Annotated in this window: 15 protein-coding genes; 6 read left to right on the top strand and 9 right to left on the bottom strand. The window is 60.6% G+C overall.

Annotated features, from left to right (window positions below; genetic code table 11):
* Nucleotides 1-29: 29 nt before the first annotated feature.
* Together BLR63_RS06830 and BLR63_RS06825 are read right to left on the bottom strand one after the other, a co-directional pair.
* A complete protein-coding gene (locus BLR63_RS06830; protein WP_010563072.1) occupies nt 30-926 on the bottom strand; it encodes a LysR family transcriptional regulator in 897 nt (298 codons plus the stop codon).
* Nucleotides 916-1815: a LysR family transcriptional regulator gene (locus BLR63_RS06825; protein ID WP_373419527.1), complete on the bottom strand. Its 900-nt coding sequence runs from the start codon at nt 1813-1815 to the stop codon at nt 916-918. Before BLR63_RS06825 ends, BLR63_RS06830 begins: the two co-directional genes overlap by 11 nt.
* Nucleotides 1816-1996: 181 nt before the next feature.
* Here BLR63_RS06825 and BLR63_RS06820 point away from each other — a divergent pair, with 181 nt between their 5' ends.
* Nucleotides 1997-2992: an aldo/keto reductase gene (locus BLR63_RS06820; protein ID WP_010563074.1), complete on the top strand. Its 996-nt coding sequence runs from the start codon at nt 1997-1999 to the stop codon at nt 2990-2992.
* An 82-nt stretch (nt 2993-3074) separates the two neighbouring features.
* Complete coding sequence (locus tag BLR63_RS06815; protein WP_010563075.1) at nt 3075-3914, top strand: SDR family oxidoreductase; 840 nt, start codon at nt 3075-3077, stop codon at nt 3912-3914.
* An 88-nt stretch (nt 3915-4002) separates the two neighbouring features.
* On the opposite strand, the gene BLR63_RS06810 is transcribed toward BLR63_RS06815, so the two are convergent.
* The 3 genes from BLR63_RS06810 to BLR63_RS06800 form a co-directional block, all read right to left on the bottom strand.
* Nucleotides 4003-5343 (bottom strand): ABC transporter substrate-binding protein, encoded by a 1341-nt coding sequence (locus tag BLR63_RS06810; RefSeq protein WP_010563076.1) that lies wholly within the window; start codon nt 5341-5343, stop codon nt 4003-4005.
* Nucleotides 5344-5536: 193 nt separating this feature from the next.
* On the bottom strand, nt 5537-6079 hold the full coding sequence (locus tag BLR63_RS06805; protein ID WP_010563077.1) for an ester cyclase: 543 nt from the start codon (nt 6077-6079) through the stop codon (nt 5537-5539).
* A gap of 26 nt (nt 6080-6105) precedes the next feature.
* On the bottom strand, nt 6106-7119 hold the full coding sequence (locus tag BLR63_RS06800) for a polysaccharide deacetylase family protein (protein ID WP_010563078.1): 1014 nt from the start codon (nt 7117-7119) through the stop codon (nt 6106-6108).
* Nucleotides 7120-7220: 101 nt separating this feature from the next.
* Between BLR63_RS06800 and BLR63_RS06795 the strand changes: the two genes are divergently transcribed.
* The 4 genes from BLR63_RS06795 to BLR63_RS06780 all read left to right on the top strand — a co-directional run bounded on the left by BLR63_RS06795 (nt 7221) and on the right by BLR63_RS06780 (nt 14170).
* Complete coding sequence (locus BLR63_RS06795) at nt 7221-8117, top strand: LysR family transcriptional regulator (protein WP_010563079.1); 897 nt, start codon at nt 7221-7223, stop codon at nt 8115-8117.
* 204 nt (nt 8118-8321) lie between these two features.
* Nucleotides 8322-9563: a multidrug efflux RND transporter periplasmic adaptor subunit MexE gene (gene mexE / locus BLR63_RS06790; RefSeq protein ID WP_010563080.1), complete on the top strand. Its 1242-nt coding sequence runs from the start codon at nt 8322-8324 to the stop codon at nt 9561-9563.
* Between the two features lie 15 nt (nt 9564-9578).
* Nucleotides 9579-12758: an efflux RND transporter permease subunit gene (locus BLR63_RS06785; RefSeq protein WP_010563081.1), complete on the top strand. Its 3180-nt coding sequence runs from the start codon at nt 9579-9581 to the stop codon at nt 12756-12758.
* Nucleotides 12755-14170, top strand: a complete 1416-nt coding sequence (locus tag BLR63_RS06780; protein ID WP_010563082.1) for an efflux transporter outer membrane subunit — start codon at nt 12755-12757, stop codon at nt 14168-14170. The genes BLR63_RS06785 and BLR63_RS06780 overlap by 4 nt, the downstream gene beginning before the upstream one ends.
* A gap of 97 nt (nt 14171-14267) precedes the next feature.
* Here the strand turns inward: BLR63_RS06780 and BLR63_RS06775 are convergent, their stop codons facing one another.
* The 4 genes from BLR63_RS06775 to BLR63_RS06760 form a co-directional block, all read right to left on the bottom strand.
* Entirely contained in the window at nt 14268-16184 is a 1917-nt protein-coding gene (locus BLR63_RS06775) for a lipase family protein (protein ID WP_083365938.1), read from the bottom strand.
* A 300-nt stretch (nt 16185-16484) separates the two neighbouring features.
* Nucleotides 16485-17204, bottom strand: a complete 720-nt coding sequence (locus BLR63_RS06770) for a hypothetical protein (protein ID WP_083365937.1) — start codon at nt 17202-17204, stop codon at nt 16485-16487.
* A gap of 108 nt (nt 17205-17312) precedes the next feature.
* Nucleotides 17313-18077, bottom strand: a complete 765-nt coding sequence (locus tag BLR63_RS06765; protein ID WP_231998140.1) for a hypothetical protein — start codon at nt 18075-18077, stop codon at nt 17313-17315.
* Nucleotides 18074-18928, bottom strand: coding sequence for a DUF4123 domain-containing protein (locus tag BLR63_RS06760; protein WP_010565434.1), 855 nt, complete (start codon nt 18926-18928; stop codon nt 18074-18076). Before BLR63_RS06760 ends, BLR63_RS06765 begins: the two co-directional genes overlap by 4 nt.
* Nucleotides 18929-18979: the final 51 nt, after the last annotated feature.

Raw genomic sequence — 18979 nt, 5'->3', positions numbered from 1 at the left:
GAAGGCTGCGGCCCACATCAGTCGCCGCGCTACGACACCGGGTGTCGCAACGCATCGACAACAACGCCCAAAGCCCGAGAAAACGCTTTGCGGTTCGGGTAGTAGAGGTGATAGCCCGGATAATAATCGCACCAGTCGTCCAGGACCCGGATCAAGCGGCCCTCGGCAATGTCTCCGAGCACCCTATCCTCTGGAACGAACGCCAGGCCCTGGCCGGACAACGCCGCACGGACAATCGACGAGCTGTTGTTGAATACCCACTGCCCCGTCACGCGGAGCTTGATCTGCTGCCCGCCTTTTTCGAAATCCCAGGGTAACAGGCCGCCGTGGGTCGAGAGCCTGAGGTTGATACAGTTGTGCTGCGCCAGGTCGTGCGGCGTTATCGGAATGTCGCGGTGCGCGAAGTACTCGGGCGTGCCTACCACTGCAATGCGCAAATCCGGACCGATACGGACGGCGATCATATCCTTGGCCACCTGATTCCCCAGGCGAACACCCGCGTCGTAGCCCTGGGACACAATGTCGCCAAGCGTGTAGTCGACCGTAATCTCGACATGAAGCCCAGGGTACTGATCGACGACGTTGCGCAGTTTTGGCCACAGAACACTGTTTGCCGCATGTTCCGCCGCGGTAATGCGCACCGTGCCGACCGGGCTGTCGCGCAGTTCGGCGACAGCGGCCAGTTCCGCATCGATCGCCTCAAGCCGCGTTGACACACTCAAGAATAGCCGCTGCCCTGCCTCGGTAGTCGCGACACGTCGCGTGGTGCGAGTCAGTAACTGCACACCGACTTCGGCCTCCAAACCACGGATGGCGTGACTCACTGCCGACGAACTCACACCCAGCACCGCTGCTGCGCGCGTGAAGCTGCCCTCCCGTGCAACGTTGACGAAAGCGAGCATCTGGCTGAAATGCTTACGCGACATGGTGGCCCCCTTCTGTTGTCTCGGGCCGATAGCGCAACGCATCTATCAATACGGCCATTGACCGCGAGCAGGATTGACGCCGCACCGGGTAGTAGAGGTGATACCCAGGAAATGTCGCGCTCCAATCCTGCAAGACCTCAACGAGCCGGCCGCTGGCGATAAAAGGTCGCGCCATCGCCTGTGGAACATAACCGAACCCGAAACCGGCCAACGCGGCCTGGAGGATCTGTCGGGTGCCATTGAACACAAGTTGCCCCTCGACCCGCACATTCAATTTTTGCCGATCTTTGTTGAACTCCCAGACGTAAAGGTCACCGTGGCTCATCAACTGCAGATTGATACAGTCGTGGTCGGTGAGGTCGTGGGGTGTCGTGGGTAAGGGTCGTTTCGCCAGATAGGCCGGCGAGGCCACGACAGCCATCTGCATGTCCGCGCCGATGCGTACCGCGCTCATATCACGCGTGACGTCGCTGCCAAGGCGCACGCCCAGGTTATAACGCTGTGCCACGATATCGGTGAACCGCGGCTCGACGATCAATTCAACCTTAATCCCGGGATACGCCGGCAGAAGCGTGGCCAGCCGTGGCCACAGGATAGTTTCGGCGGCATTTTCGGTTGCACTGATACGCACGGTGCCAACGGGTTTATCGCGCAACTCACCGACAGCCATCAGTTCGCTCTCGATTTCCTCAAAGCGCGGCCCGATGCGATCCATCAGGCGTTGCCCAGCCTCCGTAGGCGATACGCTGCGGGTCGTGCGTGTCAACAATCGAACCCCGAGTCTCTCCTCCAGGACGCGCATGGTGTGGCTGAGCGCCGACTGCGACATCCCCAGCTGCGCGGCGGCTCGGGTAAAACTGCGTTCACGCGCAATGGCGATGAACACCATCAGATCGCTGTAATTGTCTGGCACCGTAAGGCTCTCTGTTGAGGACTCATGAATTTGACTCACAAGTGTTAGCAGATTTTACCGTCTAGTCGCTAGTCCAGCCGCTGCCTATAGTCCCGTTAGATCGAAAGGCCATGGTATGAAACCCGGCAAACCGCCTCCCTTTACAGGACAACCGACCATGAACAAACGCACGCTAGGCAAGAGCACGCTCGAAGTTTCCGCACTCGGGCTGGGTTGCATGGGGCTGAGCCATGGCTATGGCCCGGCCATCGAGACCCAACAAGCGATCGCGTTGATCCGCGCCGCCGTCGATCGTGGCGTGACCTTCTTTGATACTGCAGAGGTCTACGGGCCTTACGTGAACGAAGCCATCGTCGGCGAAGCACTGGCCCCGGTCCGCGACCGCGTGGTGATCGCCACCAAGTTCGGCTTCGACATCGACCCGCAGACGGGCACCCGCAGCGGCGGGACCAACAGCCGCCCCGAGCATATCAAGGCAGTGGTCGAAGCCAGTCTCAAGCGCCTGCGCACGGATCGCATCGACCTGCTCTACCAACACCGCGTCGATCCTGCGGTGCCGATTGAAGACGTGGCAGGCGCCGTCAAGGAGCTCATCGCCGAAGGCAAGGTCAAGCATTTCGGCCTGTCTGAAGCGGGTGTGCAGACCATTCGCCGCGCCCATGCCGTGCACCCCGTGACGGCAGTACAAAGTGAGTATTCATTGTTCTGGCGCGGCCCGGAGCTGGAATTGCTGCCCGTCCTTGAGGAACTGGGCATCGGCTTCGTACCGTTCAGCCCTTTGGGCGCCGGGTTCCTCACCGGCAAGATCAGCGCAGACACCCAGTTCGCCCCGACGGATTTTCGCAATCAGGTCCCGCGCTTCAGCGCCCAAGCACGTCAGGCCAACATGGCCTTGGTGGCGGTCATCACCTGCGTGGCAGATCGCAAAGGGGCAACGCCGGCCCAGGTTGCCCTGGCCTGGCTGCTCGCCCAGCGCCCCTGGATCGTCCCGATCCCCGGCACGACCAAACTGTCCCGTCTCGAAGAAAACCTGGGTGCCGTCGACCTTCGACTTACACCGGAAGATCTCGACGTGATTGCCCGAGAAGTCGCGGGGATCGAGATCCAGGGTGAACGCCTCCCGGAAGCGGCCTTGAAGATGACCGGCCTCTGAAGACAGCGACACCGGTTGCCCAAGGCATGCGGCGGTGAGCTCTGACTCTAAACGCGTGTGAACCCCTTTCAGGACAATGGCAATGACAGATGTGACTGTAGTAATCGGCGCTGGCGCCATCGGCCAGGCCATCGCTCGGCGCGTCAGCGCCGGCAAACATGTCGTCCTCGCCGACCTACGGCAAGATACCGTCGAGGCCGCCGCGAAGGTTTTCGCCGATGCGGGGTTTGAGGTCACCACGACCACCGTTGATGTGTCGTCCCGCCCATCCGTCCAGGCCCTTGTCGCACTGGCTGCACGCATTGGCGATATCACCGGAGTCATCCACGCCGCCGGGGTTTCCCCGTCTCAGGCCGCGCCGGCCAGCATTCTCCTGGTCGACCTGTATGGCACCGCTCTGGTGCTGGAACTATTTGGTGATGTGATTGCAAAGGGGGGTTCGGCAGTCGTCATCGCTTCGCAGTCAGGCCACCGCTTGCCGGCGCTCACCGGCGAACAGAACAACGCGCTGGCATTGACCCCGGCTGAAGAGCTTCTTGCATTACCGATGCTACAGCCCGAGCGAGTGACCGATCCCCTCAACGCCTATCAGTTGTCCAAGCGTGGCAACGTTCTGCGTGTGTCCGCGCAAGCCGTGCGGTGGGGAAAACGCGGCGCGCGCGTCAATGCGATAAGCCCAGGCATTATTTTCACGCCGTTGGCACGGGACGAACTCAATGGCCCGCGCGGGGATGGCTACCGCCGCATGATCGACGCTTGCGCCGCCAAACGCGGCGGTACGCCGGATGAAGTGGCGGCGCTCGCGGCGCTGCTGATGGGGCCGGAAGGGACGTTCATTACGGGCAGCGACTTCCTCATGGACGGCGGTGTGACCGCTCAATACTGGTACGGTGACGATGCAGTAATGGCCGGCCATCGGTAGTCGGTCTGGCGTTCAACTTCGGCACCCACACGCTGATCACCGCCCTCCCTGGCCGGCAGATTACCGCGATTGCCGCCTGATCAGCGCCTCACTCAGCCGAGCAGTTGCGCGCCGTGATGCCTTTTTCCTGGGCATACGCGGCGGATTTGGCTTCGATCAGCGGACGCAAGGTAGCGCGGTCGGCCTGGACCCAATCGGTTACCAGCACCCACTTTTGCCCGTCCCACTGTTGCACCCGCGCCGAACCGCCGCCTTCGTGGTCGGCGCAAGACAGCTTCAACGGTGCCAGCAGACCTTCAAGGCCCAGTGCTTTGATGCGCGCGGCGTCGATGTCCAGGTGCTCGAATGCCCAGCGGGTTTCCTCGCCGTTCAGCGCGCGGTTGCCGAACTTGGCCTGGCCGGTACGCAGGGCTTCGACGGCAATGGCTGCGTTGATCAGGCCGATGTTGTAGTAGACCTTGCCAAAGTAACTGGTGTCCTTGAGGTTGCTCTTGCCCGGATCGAGGATGAACTGCTTGAGCCTGCGGTGGATCTCGAAGTTATCGCCACCGGGGAATGGCGCCAGCGCCTGATAGCCTTTGGCGGCGGTGCCGGCGGGAATCACGTCGGCTTCGGAGCCGGCCCATACATCGCCGATCAGGCGGTCTGCCGGGATGCCAAAGCGCACGGCGGTCTTGATGCCGACCGGTGTGGACACGCCCCAGGTGCGCAGAAATACCCAGTCCGGATTGATCTGGCGCACTTGGCGCCATTGGGTCGATTGCTCGTTGCCGGGGTCTGCCACCGGGATCTGGATGTTCTCGAAACCATACTTTTGCGCCAGCAATTGCATGGCGGCCTGGGTTTCGCGACCGTAGGCGGAATCGTGATAGACCGTGACGATCTTCTTGCCCTTGAGCTTGTCCAGGCCGCCTTCGCGCTGGGCGATGTAGTTGATGCCCACCGAGGCCTGGCCGTAATAGTTGAGCAGCAGCGGGAACGCATAAGGGAACACGCGGCCATCAGTGGATTCGGTGCGCCCGCCAGCGCCGTCGATCAAGGGGATATGGTCAACGGCGGCACGGTCCATCAGCGCATAGGACGCCGGCGTACTGTGGGTGAAGAAGAAACCGGTGGGCGCGCCGTCCTGGCCGGCTTTGTAGCGCTCGTAGCATTCGATGATGCGGTCGGTCTTCCACTCGGTCTCGCATTCCTGCCAGACCAGCTTGACGCCGTTCACACCGCCTTCGACTTCGTTGATGTAGCGGAAGTAGTCGATCTCCCCCGCCCACCACGGAATGCCGCTGGAGGCATAGGCGCCGACCCGGTAGGTGGCCAGTGGGATGAACTGTTGATCGTTGGCGGCCTGGGCCGCTGCGGGCAGCAGGCCGCCCAGGGTGCTGAGGGCGACCAGGCTGGCGATAAGTGTGCGTTGCAAGGTTTTGTGCATGGGTGTGTTTTCTTAACGAAGGTGGGTTTTTCCTCCCGTTGTCGGGTCAGCGTCAACTGACCGGAAACACAATTCATGCCAAGCCCGCAAACCCTGGGATTGAAGGCCCTGCTCCAGCCTGGAAGCCCGCTGGGCGGCGCTGATCGGACACTTTATTGAACCGGTGTTGCGCCACCAACACTTGACGCGTCGGTTAGAGCGCGCCCAGTTGTTTCATCAGGGCCAGGTTGTCTTCGATGTGCCAATTGGCGGCGATCTTGCCGTTCTCGATCTGATAGATATCGGTAGCGATAAAGTCCACCGGCTGCCCGCCGCCCTTGATCTGCGCAAAAGTGCCGGTGAAGTGCCCGCGAAAATGCAGATGCACCACCACCCGGTCACCGGCAACGATCATCTGTTCGACTTCGCAGCTCAGGTCCGGCACGGCGCTGCGAAAGGCCCGCGACGCCAGCAACGGTCCCTGCGGGCCTTGCTGGCGGCCCGGCGGTGGGGTTTTGTCGACAAAATTGTCGGCCAGCGCCTCACGGGCCAGGCGTTCGTCGCCGGTATTCCAGAAGGTGTCGTAACGTCGCGCGGCGGTCTCGAGGCTGGCGAGTTGGGCAGGCGTGAGACTCTTGTCGACCACCAGCACACCCGGTTTGACCAGGTTGGCGTCAGCGGCGAAGGCCGCGCCGGACAGCGTCGACAGCAAGAGCGCGGCGCAGAGGCCCGCGCGGGAGAGAGCTGAGCGTTTCATTGTGAGTTTCCTTGTGGGAGGGACAGTCAAAGCGTTTCGCTTTCCCTGAGGCTGAGCGGACTTTCGAGGGTGTACTGAGCGATCGCGTCCTTGCGCATGAAGGCGACGCCAGGGTGGCTGTTGGCATAGCGCAAAAACTCATCCCAGACCCTGACCATCTGCGGCGTGCCACTGATACGGTCATGGGCACTGATCGACATCATGCGGCGTCGGCTGCCCGCCTCTTCGTACAACTGATCGAAGTCCAGCTTGACCTGCTGCAAAAACTGCGACGGTGAGTAGTTGCGGCCTTCGATCAATACGATGTCGTTGTTGCGCAAGGTGTACGGCACAACGACAAAGTCCTTGCCATTGACCTGTTCGATAAAGGGCTCGTCGCGACTCACATCGTCGATGTGATAGACGTAGCCAAGCTCTTGCAGCAGCGACAGGGTGTTGGGGCCGCGACGCAACCAGTTGCAGTTGTAGCCCCTGACCGGCTGCCCCGTGACGTCTTGCAGCATGCTCGCGGCTTGACGCAGGAACGTGCGCTCCTGCTCCCGGCTCATGGCAAATTGCGAACTCCAGCGCGGGCCATGACCCGAGGCCTCGTGACCGCGCGCGACGATCTCCCGCGCCAGTTCCGGATGACGCTTTACCGCGTCGCCGATCATGTGGCTGGTGACCTTGACCCCATGCCGGTCCCACAGGTCGAGCATCCTAGGAATGCCTTCGCGGTAGCCGTAGGCAAACCAGGTATTGGTGGCCGGATCGGTCGGCACGCTGTCGGGAAAATCCACACGGGGAAACGGGCTGTCGGTGCCCTTGAGGGGCTGTCCACCCGCCTCGAACTGCATGGAAATCGACACCACCAGCCGCGTATTGCCCGGCCAGAATCCCCCCTTGGCCGGGCGGCCAGCCGGCGCAGGCGCAACATTCCCAGGCCCTGCCTGCGTTGCGGCTGCGCTGGCCGTGCCGAGTAACGTACCGGCGGTTAACACCGCAGCGCCCGCGCCCGCCTGGGCCAAGAAGGTACGCCGTTGCAAGTTCACCAATGACATGACGGTCACTCCGTTGAATAAACACGGATGCAACCCTAAGCCTTTAGGTTTATTTTGATAATGAAGCTGAAATCAAAAACCACCTTCGGAAATACCGAACAATGTTGTTGAAAAACCTCGCGTTGTTTTTGCTGATCGTCGAAAAAGGCGGGTTATCCGCCGCCGGCAGGGAGCTGGGACTGTCGCCTGCATCCGTTTCCGAGCGGCTGGCCCAACTGGAAAACTTTTACGGTGCCAGCCTGCTCAACCGCACCACCCGCGCGATCCATCTCACGGACGAAGGCCGCCTGTTGGTCGATGGCGCACGACGCCTGCTGGCGCAAGCCGATGAACTGCACAGCAGCATCCGTCTTGGCACGCACACGGTGCGCGGGCCGATTCGCCTCAGCGCCCCCGAAGACCTGGGCCGCCAATATATCGAACCGATCCTTGCGCAATTCATGCAGGAGCACCCCGAGGTCAGCATCGACCTGAACCTCAGCGACGGTTACGTCGACCCCATCAGCCAAGGGATCGACTTTGCCGTGCGCTTCGGTGAGCTGGCCGACAGCACGCTGCATGCCCGATTGATTGGCGAAAACCGCCGAGTGGTGTGTGCATCGCCGCTTTACTTGGCACGCCACGGCACCCCGCAACACCCTGAGGACCTGAGCGAGCACGAGTGCCTGGTGATGCGCTTCGGTATCAATATTTCCCGGGAGTGGACGTTCAAGAAACAAGGGCAGACGCAGCGGATCACCGTGCGTGGCCGCCGGGTCGCGAACGACGGCGCGCTGGTCCGCCAATGGTGCCTGGCCGGCCATGGGATTTGCCTGAAATCGGTGTGGGACGTGCGCGCCGACCTCGAGGCAGGGCGACTGGTAGAGGTGTTTCAGGATTACGACCTGGGCGGGACCGCCTTGAACATTGTCTACCCGCCCACCCGGGTCCAGCCCAGACGAGTGCGGATGTTGATAGAGCGCATTGCCGACGTGCTATCGACTGACCGCATGGCCTGAGTATCGAGGCGCTCGTTGCAGCCGTTGAAATACCGCCTTGCCATCAACCGCATTGATAGGTTGCTAACGAAACCCTCGGGCTAGAGGGGTTATCTCGCGCTTATATCATTCCGAATGATAGTTACCTTCGCTTCATTCGATTCGTGACATACCGCCTCGCCGCGCATGATCCGCCCATCTCAAATACATTGGCGGATACACCTCATGGAACACTCACTCAAACAGTTGCGCTTCCCCCTGGCGATTTTGGCCGTGGTGGTGATGAGCGCGTGCGGCAAGACTCCGGAACAAGCGGCCGCCATGCCTGCGGCCAAAGTCAGCGTGGCCAAGGTGCTTGAACAACCGGTCAACGAGTGGGATGAATTCACCGGTCGCCTGGAAGCGCCGGAGACCGTGCAGATTCGTCCGCGCGTGTCCGGCCAGATCGACCAAGTGGCGTTCACCGAAGGTTCGCTGGTCAAGAAAGGCGACCTGCTGTTCCAGATCGACCCACGTCCGTTCCAGGCCGAGGTGCGCCGCCTCGAAGCCCAGTTGCAACAAACGAAAGCAGCCGCCACCCGCAGCGATAACGAAGCCCAACGCGGCGATCGCCTGCGCCAGAGCAATGCGATCTCCGCCGAACTGGCCGACTCGCGCACCACCGCCGCCCAGGAAGCCCGCGCCGCCGTCGCCGGCATCCAGGCGCAGTTGGACCTGGCCAGGCTGAACCTGAGTTTCACCCGCGTCACCTCGCCCATCAGCGGCCGCGTCAGCCGTGCCGAAATCACCGCCGGCAACCTGGTCACCGCCGATGTCACCGCGCTGACCAGCGTGGTCTCCACCGACAAGGTCTACGCCTATTTCGACGCCGATGAGCGAGTGTTCCTCAAGTACAGCGAACTGGCGCGCCAGGGCCGTCGTGGTGCGACCACCCCGGTATACCTGGGCCTGTCCAACGAAACCGGCAACCCGCACCTGGGCCAGATGAACTTCGTCGACAACCAGGTCAACCCCGCCACCGGCACCATCCGTGGCCGCGCCGTGTTCGACAACAGCAAGGGCGAATACACCCCAGGTCTGTATGCGCGCTTGAAGCTGGTTGGCAGCGGTACCTACTCCGCGGTGTTGATCAACGACGAAGCCGTGGGCACCGACCTTGGCAAGAAATTCGTGCTGGTGATGGACGGCGACAAACCCGCCTACCGCGCGGTGGAACTGGGGCCGAAGCTCGAAGGCTTGCGCATCGTGCGCAGCGGCCTGACCAAGGACGACACGATTATCGTCAAGGGCCTGCAACGCGCGCGCCCAGGTGCACCGGTGGCGCCAGAAACCATTCCAATGGCCAGCAAGGAAACCCTCGCCGCCTTGGCCCAACAACGACAAGCGCTTGAAGCCAGCAACTTGGAGCAAGTGGCGCCAGAAAAAACCGCGCCCAAGCTCGCAGCTGTCGCGACGCCTCGCGGTTAAGGGATACGACTCAAAATGAATTTTTCCAAGTTCTTTATTTCACGGCCGATCTTCGCCGCAGTGCTGTCGCTGCTGATCCTGATCGCCGGTGCCATCTCGCTGTTCAAGCTGCCCATCAGCGAATACCCGGAAGTGGTGCCGCCGACCGTGGTAGTACGCGCCAACTTCCCCGGCGCCAACCCCAAGGTCATCGGTGAAACCGTGGCCGCACCGCTGGAACAGGCGATCACCGGCGTCGAGAACATGCTGTACATGTCCTCCCAGTCGACCGCCGACGGCAAGCTGACCCTGACCATCACCTTCGCCCTGGGCACCGACCTGGACAACGCGCAAGTGCAGGTGCAAAACCGTGTGACGCGCACCCAACCCAAGCTGCCCGAGGAAGTGACGCGCATCGGTATCACCGTGGACAAGGCCTCCCCCGACCTGACCATGGTGGTGCACTTGACCTCCCCGGATCAGCGTTACGACATGCTCTACCTGTCCAACTACGCGATCCTCAACATCAAGGATGAACTGGCGCGTCTGAACGGCGTGGGCGACGTGCAGTTGTTCGGCATGGGCGACTATTCCCTGCGCGTATGGCTCGATCCGAACAAGACTGCCTCGCGCAACCTGACCGCCACCGATGTGGTCAACGCGATCCGCGAGCAGAACCGTCAGGTGGCCGCCGGTGCCCTGGGTGCCCAGCCGGCACCGACGGACACCAGCTTCCAGTTGTCGGTGAATACCCAGGGCCGCCTGGTCACCGAGGAAGAGTTCGAGAACATTGTGATTCGCGCCGGCGACAACGGTGAAATCACACGCCTCAAGGACATCGCCCGGGTCGAGCTGGGGTCCAGCCAATATGCGCTGCGCTCGCTGATCGATAACCAGCCCGCCGTTGCGATTCCGATTTTCCAGCGCCCCGGTTCCAACGCCATCGACATCTCCAACGATGTACGCAGCAAGATGGCCGAGCTGAAAAAGAACTTCCCGGCGGGCATGGATTACCGCATCGCGTATGACCCGACGATCTTTGTCCGCGGCTCCATCGAAGCGGTCGTGCACACGCTGTTCGAAGCCCTGATCCTCGTGGTGCTGGTGGTCATCCTGTTCCTGCAGACCTGGCGGGCGTCGATCATTCCGTTGGTGGCGGTCCCGGTATCGTTGATCGGTACGTTTGCGGTGATGCACCTGTTCGGGTTCTCGCTCAACGCGCTGTCATTGTTCGGATTGGTGCTGGCCATCGGCATCGTGGTGGACGACGCCATCGTGGTGGTGGAGAACGTCGAACGCAATATCGAGCTGGGCCTGGCGCCGTTCCCGGCCACCGAAAAAGCCATGAGCGAGGTGACCGGCCCGATCATCGCCACGGCGCTGGTGCTGTGTGCGGTGTTCATTCCAGCGGCGTTTATCAGTGGCTTGACCGGGCAGTTCTACAAACAGTTCGCCCTGACCATTGCGATCTCGACGGTGATCTCGGCATTCAACTCGCTGACCCTGTCCCCTGCCCTGGCCGCTGTGTTGCTGCGCGGCCACGACGCGCCGAAGGATCGCTTCTCGAAGTTTCTCGACAAGATCCTCGGCGGCTGGCTGTTCCGGCCCTTCAACCGCTTTTTCGAGAAGGCCAGCCATGGCTATGTGGGTACCGTGCGCCGGGTGATTCGCGGCAGTGCTATTGCGTTGTTCGTGTACGCCGGCCTGATGGTGCTGACCTTCTTCGGCTTTGCCCATACCCCGACCGGTTTCGTACCGGCCCAGGACAAGCAATACCTGGTGGCCTTCGCGCAATTGCCCGACGCCGCGAGCCTGGACCGCACCGAAAGCGTGATGAAGCGCATGTCGGAAATCGCCCTGAAACAGCCCGGCGTGGAAAGCGCGATTGCGTTCCCCGGCCTGTCGATCAACGGTTTCACCAACAGCCCGAACAGCGGCATCGTGTTCGTGACCTTGAAGCCGTTCGATGAACGCAAAGACCCGAGCATGTCCGCCGGGGCGATTGCCGGCGCGTTGAACGGCCAGTACAGCAACATCGAAGAAGCTTATATGGCGATCTTCCCGCCGCCGCCGGTACAGGGCCTGGGCACCATCGGCGGCTTCCGCCTGCAGATCGAAGACCGTGGCAACCTGGGTTATGACGAGCTGTACAAAGAAGTGCAGAACGTGATCACCAAGAGCCGTGGCGTACCGGAGTTGTTCGGCCTGTTCACCAGCTACACGGTCAACGTGCCCCAGGTCGATGCCGCCATCGACCGCGAAAAGGCCAAGACCCACGGCGTAGCGATCAGCGACATCTTCGACACCCTGCAGGTCTACCTGGGTTCGTTGTATGCCAACGACTTCAACCGCTTCGGGCGTACCTATCAGGTCAACGTGCAGGCCGAGCAACAGTTCCGCCAGGACTCCGACCAGATCGGCCAACTGAAAGTGCGCAACAACAAGGGCGAGATGATCCCGCTGGCGACCTTTATCAAGGTCAGCGACACCTCGGGCCCCGACCGCGTGATGCACTACAACGGCTTCATCACCGCTGAAATCAACGGCAACGCCGCACCGGGCTACAGTTCCGGCCAGGCCCAGGCCGCGATTGAAAAACTGCTGAAAGAGGAATTGCCCAACGGCATGACCTACGAGTGGACCGACCTGACCTATCAGCAAATCCTCTCGGGCAACACCGCGCTGTTCGTGTTCCCGCTCTGTGTGCTGCTGGCGTTCCTGGTACTGGCCGCCCAATACGAAAGCTGGAGCCTGCCATTGGCGGTGATCCTGATCGTACCGATGACGCTGCTGTCGGCCATCACCGGGGTGATCATCTCCGGCGGCGACAACAACATCTTCACCCAGATCGGCCTGATCGTACTGGTGGGCCTGGCCTGTAAGAACGCGATCCTGATCGTCGAATTCGCCAAGGATAAACAGCAGGAAGGCCTCGACCCGCTCGCCGCAGTGCTGGAGGCCTGCCGTCTGCGTCTGCGGCCGATCCTGATGACCTCGTTCGCATTCATCATGGGTGTGGTGCCCCTGGTGCTGTCCAGCGGTGCCGGTGCCGAGATGCGCCATGCCATGGGCGTGGCAGTGTTCTCCGGGATGATCGGCGTGACCTTCTTCGGCCTGTTGCTGACGCCGGTGTTCTACGTACTGATCCGTCGCTCTGTGGAACGCAGCGAAACGCGCAAAGCGGCCAAGGCCTTGAAGCTGGAGACACAGCAATGAGTGTGAAAGTATTCCTGCCGAGCTTGCTGGTCCTGGCGTTGAGCGCCTGTGCCGTAGGCCCGGACTACAAAACCCAGACCCCGGAGGCGGCCAACATCAGCGCCGCCGCCGATGCCAAACAGTATGACCACGCCAAGTTCGAAGGCATCTGGTGGCAGCAGTTCGACGATCCGACCCTCAACCAGTTGGTGACTCAGTCGCTGCAAGGCAACCGCGACCTGCGCGTCGCGTTTGCCCGCCTGCGAGCCGCTCGGGCGATCCGTGATGACGCCAGCAATGACGCGATGCCAACCATCACCAGCCGCGCCAGCAGTGACCTGGCCAAGGGGCAGATCCCCGGCCAGACCACTAAGCGCGTCAACAGCGAGCGTTATGACCTGGGCCTGGACATGGCCTGGGAACTTGACCTGTTCGGGCGCATCCAGCGCAACCTGGAAGCCACCGACGCCGAGCAGCAGGCGGCCGAAGCCGACCTGTACCAACTGCAGGTCACGATGATCGCCGAACTGGTGGATGCCTACGGTCAACTGCGCGGCGCGCAACTGCGCGAACGCATCGCCCTGGACAACCTGAAGAACCAGCAGGAATCGCGCACCATCACCGTCAGCCTGCGCGACGCCGGCGTGGGCGACCAGCTCGACGTGGAACGTGCCGACGCACGCCTCGCGGCGGTGGAAGCCAGCGTGCCGCAACTGCAAGCCGAACAGGTGCGCGAGCGCAACCGCATCGCCACCCTCCTCGGCCAGCGCCCCGACAAGCTGAGCGTAGACCTGAGCCCGAAAAACCTGCCGGCGATTGCCAAGGCACTGCCGATCGGCGACCCGGGCCAACTGCTGCAACGTCGCCCGGACATCCTCAGTGCCGAACGCAAACTGGCCGCCGCCACGGCGCGCATCGGCGTGGCCAAGGCCGACCTGTTCCCAAGGGTCAGCCTCAGCGGGTTCCTCGGCTTTACCGCCGGACGCGGTTCGCAGATCGGCTCCTCGGCCGCCAACGCCTGGGCACTCGGCCCGAGCATCACTTGGGCCGCGTTCGACCTGGGCAGCGTCCGCGCCCGCCTGCGCGGTGCGGACGCCGAGGCCGACGGCGCCCTGGCGACCTATGAGCAACAAGTCTTGCTGGCATTGGAAGAGTCCGAAAACGCCTTCAGCGATTACGGCAAGCGCCAGCAACGCTTGGTCTCGCTGATCCGCCAGAGCGAATCCAGCCGCGCCGCCGCCGACCTCGCGGCGATCCGCTACCGCGAAGGCACGGTGGACTTCCTCGTGCTGCTCGACGCCCAGCGCGAACGCCTGGCCGCCGAAGATTCCCAGGCCCAGGCCGAAGTCGACCTGTATCGCGGCATCGTCGCGATCTACAAGGCCTTGGGCGGTGGCTGGCAGCCGGACACGGTCGTCGCCAGCGCGAAGTGATGTAAGAGCTCCTTTGGTTGGTCGCATCCAGCCAATTTTTAGCCCCGTGATCCATTCGGTCATGGGGCTTTTTTTGGCCTGGGATTTACCCCAACCACTAGATCAGCGAATCCAAGTCCAGCGGTCGAGGCTTGTCGGCCAGGCTGGCAAACAGTTCTTCGGCCGGGTCCGGCTCGGGAATCATTGCAATCTGCACCTGCAGGGTGTTCTCGCGCTGGTCCTTCCAGCGCGCCAGCGCGATTTCAAGGGCGGGCGATTGCGCGGCGCTGCCGTACACGTCGGCAAGGCTCAGGTGGCTTATGCGCAGCCTTTCCAGGCGCTGCAGCGAGTGCGCAAGCTTGTCCGACTCGCGGGTCAGCTCAATGTCGGCCTGCAGGTAGTCGGCGTCGGTGAGATCGCGCTGGTTGTAGCGCATGTGCCGGGACTTTTCCTCAACCTTGAAGCGCATGGTCTTCAATGCCTGGTCCACCAGGGCGTATTCACGCTCAGTGACCAGCGTCCCGCGGGTTTCCTGGGTTTGCTGCCAACGCCGCAAGGTCGCCCAGGACAACGGGATATAAGCGCGCGGGATGCTGTGGTCGCCCAGGCTCATGAGTTGGGTGATCCAGCCGTCGCGGTAAGGCAGGTCGCCATCTTTGGCCAGCGCGCGGGTGCAGGCGGCCTGCTCGATGGAGTCGCAGCCCGGCCGCCACAGAATCGACGACATTTCCTTCTGGTTGAACGGCACGAGCATGAAGTGATGCAACGTGCCGTGGTGCTGATAAGGCGCGCCGCCCACCCGCACAAGGCCGGCGACAAAGATCAAGGCGCCCAGCACCGGGTTGGTAATGAACATGGCCTTGAACCCCGGGATCCAGATGCTTCGTCGTGCGTTCATCCACGGCGCGGGGACGCTGGGGATCATGTCGTTGTTATTCACCGCGCGGTGGTGCGCCAGCGGCTCGGCGGCGGCGACGAAGGTGGCATCGCCCGTGCGGGGAGCACCGTAGGTGTAGAGGAGGACGTCGTAATTGTTGTCCGTGGCGTTGCGAAGGGCTTCCGCCAGCAACAATGCGATTGCGCCGCCGAGGCTGTGGCCGCTGATGATGATTTTTTGTCCGGCGTGAAACTGGTCCAAATAGTCCTGAACAAAGTCTTTCAGAGCCTTATAGGCTTCGTAAAAGCCGCGATGGACTTTGCCTTGTCCCTCTTCAAAAGGCACTTGCGCCGCATCCACGTCACGCCACCAATCGGCCAACTCCAGGGTTCCACGGATGGAAATCAGAATGACCTCATCGTGATGGGTAATGAATGCTTGAGTGCTCTTGGCACTCAGCCAGCTATCACTGGAGTCATCGAAAAAGTGCAGCTTGGCGGGATGTTCCTGGTTTTCGCCCGGTTTGTTTTGCTCATACAGGGTGGGGTCGAACGGCAGGATTTCGAAGCGTTTCGAGTAAGGCACTTCTTCGTAGAGGGGGTAGTAGCGATGATCCGGCGACTGGGCATTGTCCACTTTCCAGCTTTCCCGGTAGTTCGAAAGGGCTTCGCCAAAGAAGTGACCGACGCTGGGGTCCAATGGAAAGCTGACCCTGTCCACCGGGTCTTTGGCGGGGTGCTGGCCGAAATCGCAATAACTCAAGTTCGCCATGATCGCCAGTTGGTACAGGTTCAAGGCACAGAACTGATTGTCGGTCGAGAGCATGGGGCGGAACGCCCGCAGTGGACGCACCTGGAGCAGGGTGTGCCGGTTCGATAACAGCCCGACACCAAACGTCGCTACGGGGGCTGGACTGAACCTCAGTTCATTGAGCGCTCTTATCAGGATGTCTTCCGGCGGGTATTTACGGTCAATAATCGGCGGCGGTAGATGTGCGCTGTGTTTGACCAGGTCCCGGACTTCGACCTGGATGAACTCATCCCCCGGTTTTAGTGCGGGGTTGTGCTCGCGAGGGGAACCGTCTTTGTGGAAGAAGCGGGTTTGTTCAGCGCGGACTTGGAGTTCGGTGATGGGGAGTTTGTACGAAAGACGCTCCATGAGTCTTTTATATGGATTTTCTTCTCCTACATATTCCGTATTTAGCGTTAATACGACAGGCCCTTGATAGCAGTTTTCGATTTTGGCAAACCCATCGGCATCCAACCTGCCCGTATAGCGTTGCTCTGCACTGTCTTGAAGGGTATAGGCAAGGCCCGCATAGGGTTTACCATCACCGAACTCATCGACCAACTGAAAACTAATAAAGTGTCCCCTTAATGGGCAGGCCAGCATCTTGCTGCTAAAAAACGGCTTATCCTCATCTTTCATAGGTTCATACAAATTCATGATTAATGTCCTTTATTCAGTGCAGTTGGGATAGACGGTGCAGTCACGTCCGTCAGGCATTTTGAAAGGTACGAAATCCGTAGTTTTTCCATAGCAAAACCCATAAAAATCGTCGGGTCCTTTACCCATACAACGCTTCCAACCAGCTGGAAACTTAACCCAACTATCACCAAATGCCGGCTCTTCCTCTTTTGCCTCCGTCAGCACCAGCTTCACGGTCCTGCCCGCTAACCCATCGCGCAGCATTGATCCACCGGCCAGGCTTTTCTGGACGATTCCATTAGCGTCGAGCGCCCGGCACTGGAGGATTTTCCTGATAAACCGTCTCGATCCCACAGTGCGAAAAAACCACTGGCACTGGCCCTGAAAGACCAGTGGTCCCGACGCGGGGAAAGGGCGAGTTGTTTCAGTGGGCTCATCACGAATGTATAAAGCGGCCTTTTGCAAACTCATGTCCAGTTCACGCTCACCCCATCGCCCTTTGATATTCAGCACAACGCTTTTCAATACCCTGGAACACCCCTTTACCTTTTCTGTAAGTGGCAACTTGAGTTCAATCAGTTGTGTGCCCTTGGGCTGATCGCTTTTGATCACTTTATGCCCCGGACACGATTCGCCCGAGGCCGCGTCGTAATAGGTGGTGGCACTTATCGTGAAGTTTTCCGGCAACTCGGCCTGGAAGTTGAAACTCTCGGTTTGCAGGAGTGAGCAGCCTGAAACTGCCCAGGCCATTACGCTTATACATACGGCTCGCAAACATTGGTGAGTAAAGTGTTGTATGTGCATGATGTTTATTGTTCTCCCGGCACGGAGTTATACGAACTCATTGTTTTATGCCCTTTATTCAGTGCAGTTGGGATAGACGGTGCAGTTACGTCCATCGGGCATTTTGAAGTCAGTGAAAGTCGGCGGATCTTGGCAGCGGAACGTTTCCTTCGTTTCGATACAGGGCTTCCAGCCTTTAGGTGTTTCCAGCCATGACCGCCCAAAATACGGTTGTTCCTCTTTTGCCTCCGTCAGTACCAACTTCACGGTCCTGCCCGCTAACCCATCGCGCAGCATTGATCCACCGGCCAGGCTTTTCTGGACGATTCCATTAGCGTCGAGCGCCCGGCACTGGAGGATTTTCCTGATAAACCGTCTCGATCCCACAGTGCGAAAAAACCACTGGCACTGGCCCTGAAAGACCAGTGGTCCCGACGCGGGGAAAGGGCGAGTTGTTTCAGTGGGCTCATCACGAATGTATAAAGCGGCTTTTTGCAAACTCATGTCCAGTTCACGCTCACCCCATCGCCCTTTGATATTCAGCACAACGCTTTTCAATACCCTGGAACACCCCTTTACCTTTTCTGTAAGTGGCAACTTGAGTTCAATCAGTTGTGTGCCCTTGGGTTGATCGCTTTTGATCACTTTATGCCCCGGACACGACTCGCCCGAGGCCGCGTCGTAATAGGTGGTGGCGCTTATCGTGAAGTTTTCCGGCAACTCGGCCTGGAAGTTGAAACTCTCGGTTTGCAGGAGTGAGCAGCCTGAAACTGTCCAGGCCATTACGCTTATATAGACGGCCCGCAGATAGGAGTGTGTGAGGTGTCTTATGTGCTTCATAGGGATCCTTCTCCGGCCCAGAACTTCGCTTCATTGAACAAGCGTTCGTAGTGAACTTGCGGCGCTTCACCTTCATGGGGCGCCCAGTTGTTGATGATGGATGCCTCGGCTTCAGTGAGTTTGCGGATGACCAAAAAACGCACTTGCTCAGGGTCGGTCCATCCCCATTGCTGAGCGTATGAAAGTTGTTCGGTGAGCCAAGTGCTTGGGTCTTGACGCTGACTGAGTCGCCTCAGTTCTTCATGGTGTTTTGCCCACAGATAGCGGTAGTTATTGGAATGAAGTATTGCCATCGCCCGATCATCCGACACCGGCACGTTCAGCCAGCCCGGGTCGGCAGGCAGCGGGTATTCACCGGGCGCGGGATTGTGGGCGACGTTCCACTGGCCACCCTGCCAATAACACACACTGATCGCCGGCCCCAGATACTCGGGGCGGGCCTCTTCGGGGAGATGCGCCAAGGCACGGCCCAGTACGCGATTGTCGTGGAAGCGGTACAGCGCCCGGTGGGGCCGCGTGCCGATGATCAAGCGTTCGCGCCAGTGGCGGGTCAGCGCTGGCAGGTCGCCGTGGCGGATGCTCGCCAGCCAACCCCAATTGCGCTCGGGCTCGTCGAGGAGAGGTTTGAGGCGTGCATCGCCAGGATTGTCGATAAGGAAGATGAACGGCCCCGCGTTGGCTAAATCGCTGATCGGCGTCTGGCTGTAGATGCAGCTGTACCGCTCGAGGTCATGGGGGCTCAACAAGGCTTGGCGAGCGACGAGTTCGCCTTCCGAGTCCAGGATCAGGCACAGGGTCTGGCCGAGTCTTAGCTGGTCGTCCATCCATTGGCGGGGGCAGGTAGTTGTCATGGTGTCATTCCTTTGGGCAGGCAAAGGAAGGAAGCTGCAGCGTGAAGTGCT

The organism is Pseudomonas extremaustralis (genome assembly GCF_900102035.1).
GTDB classification, from domain to species: domain Bacteria; phylum Pseudomonadota; class Gammaproteobacteria; order Pseudomonadales; family Pseudomonadaceae; genus Aquipseudomonas; species Aquipseudomonas extremaustralis.
This window is presented reverse-complemented; position numbering and strand designations above follow the sequence as displayed.

Excerpts from the sequence above, each read along its gene's own strand:
- BLR63_RS06830 (WP_010563072.1), bottom strand. The coding sequence starts at position 926 with ATGTCGCGTAAGCATTTCAGCCAGATGCTCGCTTTCGTCAACGTTGCA.
- BLR63_RS06825 (WP_373419527.1), bottom strand. The coding sequence starts at position 1,815 with ATGGTGTTCATCGCCATTGCGCGTGAACGCAGTTTTACCCGAGCCGCC.
- BLR63_RS06820 (WP_010563074.1), top strand. The coding sequence starts at position 1,997 with ATGAACAAACGCACGCTAGGCAAGAGCACGCTCGAAGTTTCCGCACTC.
- BLR63_RS06815 (WP_010563075.1), top strand. The coding sequence starts at position 3,075 with ATGACAGATGTGACTGTAGTAATCGGCGCTGGCGCCATCGGCCAGGCC.
- BLR63_RS06810 (WP_010563076.1), bottom strand. The coding sequence starts at position 5,343 with ATGCACAAAACCTTGCAACGCACACTTATCGCCAGCCTGGTCGCCCTC.
- BLR63_RS06805 (WP_010563077.1), bottom strand. The coding sequence starts at position 6,079 with ATGAAACGCTCAGCTCTCTCCCGCGCGGGCCTCTGCGCCGCGCTCTTG.
- BLR63_RS06800 (WP_010563078.1), bottom strand. The coding sequence starts at position 7,119 with ATGTCATTGGTGAACTTGCAACGGCGTACCTTCTTGGCCCAGGCGGGC.
- BLR63_RS06795 (WP_010563079.1), top strand. The coding sequence starts at position 7,221 with ATGTTGTTGAAAAACCTCGCGTTGTTTTTGCTGATCGTCGAAAAAGGC.
- mexE (WP_010563080.1), top strand. The coding sequence starts at position 8,322 with ATGGAACACTCACTCAAACAGTTGCGCTTCCCCCTGGCGATTTTGGCC.
- BLR63_RS06785 (WP_010563081.1), top strand. The coding sequence starts at position 9,579 with ATGAATTTTTCCAAGTTCTTTATTTCACGGCCGATCTTCGCCGCAGTG.
- BLR63_RS06780 (WP_010563082.1), top strand. The coding sequence starts at position 12,755 with ATGAGTGTGAAAGTATTCCTGCCGAGCTTGCTGGTCCTGGCGTTGAGC.
- BLR63_RS06775 (WP_083365938.1), bottom strand. The coding sequence starts at position 16,184 with ATGGAGCGTCTTTCGTACAAACTCCCCATCACCGAACTCCAAGTCCGC.
- BLR63_RS06770 (WP_083365937.1), bottom strand. The coding sequence starts at position 17,204 with ATGGCCTGGGCAGTTTCAGGCTGCTCACTCCTGCAAACCGAGAGTTTC.
- BLR63_RS06765 (WP_231998140.1), bottom strand. The coding sequence starts at position 18,077 with ATGAAGCACATAAGACACCTCACACACTCCTATCTGCGGGCCGTCTAT.
- BLR63_RS06760 (WP_010565434.1), bottom strand. The coding sequence starts at position 18,928 with ATGACAACTACCTGCCCCCGCCAATGGATGGACGACCAGCTAAGACTC.